The sequence below is a fragment of the Saliniramus sp. genome, assembly GCF_035311605.1.
Lineage (GTDB): Bacteria > Pseudomonadota > Alphaproteobacteria > Rhizobiales > Beijerinckiaceae > Saliniramus.
Map to the genome: position 1 here is coordinate 1 of NZ_DATGCW010000236.1, position 5,115 is coordinate 5,115.

The following is a 5,115-nucleotide window of genomic DNA, read 5'->3' on the forward strand; positions in this document are numbered from 1 at the left end:
GCACGGTTCGTTCTTCGATGATTTCGGCATCACACAGGATATGTTCGAGACCACACCGGTCTCACCCGGCTGCAGCCATTACGTTTCCTATCTGCTGGCCAGCGCCTGGAGCGAGCCCTACGAGGTGGCCCTCGCCGCCCTCCTGCCCTGCTTCTGGATCTATGCCGAGATCGGGCGTGACATCCATGCCCGCGCCAGCGCAAACAATCCCTACCAGGCCTGGATCGACACCTATGCCGGCGAGGAATTCCACGATGCGGTGCGCGCCATGATCGCCACCACCGACGCTGCCGCCGGCGGGGCGTCACCAAAGCACATTGCGCAGATGCATGATGCCTATCGCCGCGCCACGCAGCTCGAATACATGTTCTGGGATTCAGCCTACCGTCTGGAAGATTGGCCCGTCTGATCACCTTGCATTGATGCAATAATACTGCGTGCCCGAACGGGTATCGGCAATCCTGCGCGATTGCGAAGCCGGTTCGGGCGCCGTATCAAGCACCCATAATCTGCGCCCCTCCCGGGCGATCGTGAAAGCGCTGCAAGAAAGCGCTGGAAGAAAGAGCTGCGCATGGCCCGTGACGTATCCGACGCGACGCCGATCGAATCCCGCGACGAGCTCGTCGCCTGGGTAGAAGCCGGCGAGAAGCCGAAGGCCCAATGGCGCATCGGCACGGAGCACGAGAAGATCCCGTTCTACCGCGCCGATCAAAGCCCCGTCCCCTATGCGGGCGATCGCGGCGTGCAGGCCCTGCTCGCGGGGCTGATGCGCGAGACCGACTGGGAGCCGATCACCGATGGCAGCAACCTGATCGGCCTGTTCGAGGGCGAGGGCGGCGGCGCCATCTCGCTCGAACCGGGCGGCCAGTTCGAACTCTCGGGCGGGCTGGTCAGCGATGTGCACGAGACCCAGGCCGAGCTCGACGCGCATCTTGAAGCACTGCAACGCGTGGCCGAACCGCTTGGCATCGGCTTCCTCGATCTCGCCATGAGCCCGCTCTGGACCCGCGCCGATACGCCGGTCATGCCGAAAAGCCGCTACCGCATCATGATGGGATACATGCCGAGGGTCGGCGGGCTGGGCCTCGACATGATGCTGCGCACCTCCACCGTGCAGGTCAACCTCGACTATGCCGACGAGGCCGACATGGTGAAGAAGCTGCGGGTCTCGCTCGCGCTTCAGCCGATCTGCACCGCGTTGTTCGCCAATTCCCCCTTCACCGAGGGCCGGCCCAACGGCTTCCTCTCGATGCGCTCGCAGATCTGGACCGATACCGATCCCCACCGCACCGGCATGATGCCCTGCGCCTTCGAGGACGGCTTCGGCTATGAACGCTATGTCGATTGGGTGATGGACGTGCCGATGTATTTCGTCATGCGCGACGGCATCTATCACGACGTCGCCGGCGAGAGCTTTCATGATCTGATGCAGGGCAAGCTGCCGCAATTGCCGGGCGTGCGCGCCAGCCGATCCGACTGGGCCAACCACGTCTCGACCGTGTTTCCCGAAGTGCGCCTCAAGCGTTTTCTGGAGATGCGCGGCGCCGATGCCGGCCCGCGCAGCCATCTCGTCGCCATGCCCGCCTACTGGACCGGGCTGCTCTACGATCAGGGCGCGCTCGATGCCGCCTGGGATCTCGTCAAGGGCTGGAGTGCCGAGGAGCGTCAGGCCCTGCGCGACGCCGTCCCCCGCGAAGGGCTTTCCGCCCGGATCGGCGGCCACACCGTCCACGAGATCGCCCGCGAGACCCTGCGCATCGCCCGCGAGGGGCTCGAAGCGCGTGGCGTCATTGACAGACTGGGACGCGACGAGACCCGCTTCCTCGATCCGCTCGAGCAGATCGTCGCGACTGGGACGAACCGGGCCCAGGCGCTGCTGGCGCTGTATCATGGGCGCTGGGAAGGCTCGGTGCTTCCGGCCTTCGAGGAATGTGCCTTCTGAAGGGGATCAGCTGCGCTTCGCAGAAGGGCACGCAGGCGATTTCGCCGGCCTCGTCGCAGATATGGACGCACCAGCCATCCCAATTCCTTTGCCAGGATGCTGCCGCCATGATGCGGCGGGCGCGCCTGAGCGCTTCACGATAGGCGTCTCCGATTCGCCGGGCCCGATAGGGGGTGCGATCGACGATCAGATCGACGCCGTTGCTGCAGTGCAGGTAATGGACGCTCACGGATCACCTCCGTCTACGCGACGCCCCCGACGCCTTGTTCAACCGGGCGCGGCATGTCTTATCGCCCCCCATAGCGCCGCGCCGGTATGACGATTCGATGAATCCGGATGCGAAGCGACGGAAAAACCGTGTCTTTTGTGCCCTCTCCCCGATATCCACGTTATCCACAGGTAATCCCGCGAAGGCGCCGCCGCCTCAGACGGGTGCCCGGCGCAGCGGCGAAACCCGCAGATGTGCCAGCACCTAAAAAGTATAAACCCGAAACTTTTCCAGTTTTATACTTACGCATCAGCAAAGATGCATGCTTCATACGGATTTATACAGAAAAAACCCGCCACCCGCCCAGCATTGCCTCAGATGAAATCAGGATGGAAACGAATTTCTTGCCTCGACGTTGAAACTGCGGGATAAATCGGTTCGCGATCCCGCCTGCATCATGCGGCGGATGGCACGGATGCGGGAGTTTCGGTTTTGCGCGTCACCATCAGATACGGCGTCATCGCTCTGGCGATCACCCTTGTCGTCGTTCTGGCCATCTGGCCCTTCGCTACAGCTTTCGTCAGCCAATGGGCGCAGCGCGATGTCGAGATGCGCTCGCAGATGCTGTTCAACGCCGCGCGCGACCAGGTCCTCTCGCTGCGGGCGCCCGAGGATGGCGAGCGTCTCGCCGCGCTGATGGAGCGTCTGGCCGGTGACGAGGACGTGCTCGCCGTCGGCCTGTGCGAGGGCGGTGATTTGCGCCTCGCCTCGTCGGGCATGCCCGAGGGTTTCTCCTGCGAGCAGATCGCCGTCGGCGCCGGCGAGGTCTTCACCCGGGCCGATTACGCCGGGATCCGGGCCATGGTCGCGGCCTATCCGCTTTCCGCGCCGGCGGAGGATGTGCGCTTCGTCATCCTGCATGATTATGCCGATGTCGAGGAGCGCCGCAGCCAGGCGCGGATCTTCCTGCTGCTCGCTGCCATTGGCGTCGCCTTCGGCGGTGCCGCGCTCGCCTCCCTCGTCGCCTTCTGGATCATGCGCTCATGGACGATCTCCGTGCGCCGCGCCATCGAGGATGCGCGCGAGGGGCGCGCCGAGGATATCAAGCATACGCCCACGGAGATCGGCACCGAGATCCGCGCGGCGCTCTCCGAGCTCGATTTCGCCCGCCGCAGCATCGACACGGTCCATACCGAATGGAACCCGGAGACCCTGCGCATCGCGCTCGCCAACGAGCTGCCGGGCTCGGAGGTGATCGTGGTCTCCAACCGCGAGCCCTATATCCACAATCTCGACGAGAACGGCGAGATGAAGGTGCAGCGCCCGGCATCGGGCCTCGTCTCGGCGCTCGAGCCCGTCACCCGCGCCTGCGGCGGCACCTGGATCGCGCATGGCTCGGGCACCGGTGACCGCGAGGCGGTGGACAGCCATGACCGGGTGATGGTGCCACCCTCCAACCCCTCCTATACCCTGCGCCGGATCTGGCTCACGGATGAGGAGCAGGAGGGCTATTATTACGGCTTCGCCAATGAGGGCCTGTGGCCGCTCTGCCATATCGCCTTCGTGCGCCCCGTCTTCCGCGAGGCGGATTGGCGGATGTATCGCGAAGTCAACGAGCGCTTTGCCGAGGCCGTCGTCGCCGAAGCGAAGCGCCCCGATCCCATCGTGCTGATCCAGGATTATCACCTCGCGCTGGCCCCGCGCATGATCCGCGACCGGCTGCCGGACGCCACCATCATCACCTTCTGGCACATCCCCTGGCCGAATTCCGAGACCTTCGGCATCTGCCCCTACAAGGAGGAGATCATCGACGGGCTGCTCGGCTCCTCGATTCTGGGCTTCCACACGCAGTTCCACTGCAACAACTTCATCGAGACCGTCGACCGCGTCATCGAGAGCCGCATTGACCGCGAGAGCGATTCGATCACGCTGAAGGGCTACGAGGCCTTCGTGCGGCCCTATCCGATCTCGATCGAATGGCCGCCTGCGGCGATGGAGGGGCAAAAGCCCGTGCCGGAGGCCCGCAAGGCCGTGCGCAAACGCCTCGGCCTGCCCGAGGATGTGCAGCTCGCGGTCGGCATCGAGCGCTTCGACTATACCAAGGGCATCCTTGACCGGATGCATGGCGTCGATGCCCTGCTCACCGCCCATCCCGAGCTGATCGGCCGCTTCTGCTTCATGCAGGCGGCGGCGCCGACGCGCTCCAAGCTCGCCAATTACAAATCCCTCCAGGAGGAGGCCGAGGCGCTCGCCCGCGAGATCAGCGAACGCCATGGCGGGCCCTTCGACGCCATTCAGCTGGTGGCGCGCCACCATGATCCGGAAGAGGTGTTCGAGCTCTTCCGCGCCGCCGAGCTGTGCATCGTCTCATCCCTGCATGACGGCATGAACCTCGTCGCCAAGGAATTCGTCGCCGCCCGCGACGACGAGCAGGGCGTCCTCATCCTCTCCGCCTTCGCCGGCGCCTCGCGCGAACTCGGCGAAGCCCTCATCGTCAACCCCTATGACGCCCACGCCATGGGCGAGGCGTTCTACTGGGCGCTGACCATGGAGGCGAGCGAGCAGCGCGAACGCATGCGCGTGATGCGCGAACAGGTCGAAGCCCGCAACGTCTACCGCTGGGCCGGCCAAATGCTCCTCGACGCCGCCCGCCTGAGGAAGAAGCAGCGGATCATGCGGTTGATCGAGAAGGAGAGGGGGCGGGCGCAGGATGCGCACCAGCCGCAGGCCAGCCTCCCTCAGTTCCGGTCCGAGCGCATCGAGGCGGGTGCGGGCTGGGCCGATGGGAGGGTAGGCGATGATTGTGCAACCGGCGACATGGGTAACATTATGGACCGGCAACATGGGTGACAGTTTCCTCTGTTTGTTCCGGGCTCGCTTTGCCGCGCCCCGGCCGGGGTGCGGCAAAGCGGTGGAGCCGTCCGGTCTTGCGGCTGATGATGCCGAGATCGATGTCGCAGAAGCG

The 5,115-nt window shown here is 65.0% G+C and carries 2 protein-coding genes and 2 pseudogenes; 3 read left to right on the plus strand and 1 reads right to left on the minus strand.

Annotated features, from left to right (window positions below):
- Nucleotides 1–409: pseudogene (locus VKP01_RS10645) on the plus strand (thiaminase II); the annotation flags it as partial.
- Between the two features lie 162 nt (nucleotides 410–571).
- Nucleotides 572–1,942, plus strand: coding sequence for a glutamate--cysteine ligase (locus VKP01_RS10650; RefSeq protein WP_324412120.1), 1,371 nt, complete (start codon nucleotides 572–574; stop codon nucleotides 1,940–1,942).
- 34 nt (nucleotides 1,943–1,976) lie between these two features.
- Here VKP01_RS10650 and VKP01_RS17365 read toward each other — a convergent pair.
- Nucleotides 1,977–2,171, minus strand: a pseudogene (locus tag VKP01_RS17365) (DUF6894 family protein); the annotation flags it as partial.
- A 471-nt stretch (nucleotides 2,172–2,642) separates the two neighbouring features.
- Here VKP01_RS17365 and VKP01_RS10655 point away from each other — a divergent pair.
- Complete coding sequence (locus VKP01_RS10655; RefSeq protein WP_324412121.1) at nucleotides 2,643–5,000, plus strand: trehalose-6-phosphate synthase; 2,358 nt, start codon at nucleotides 2,643–2,645, stop codon at nucleotides 4,998–5,000.
- The last annotated feature ends 115 nt before the right edge of the window (nucleotides 5,001–5,115 follow it).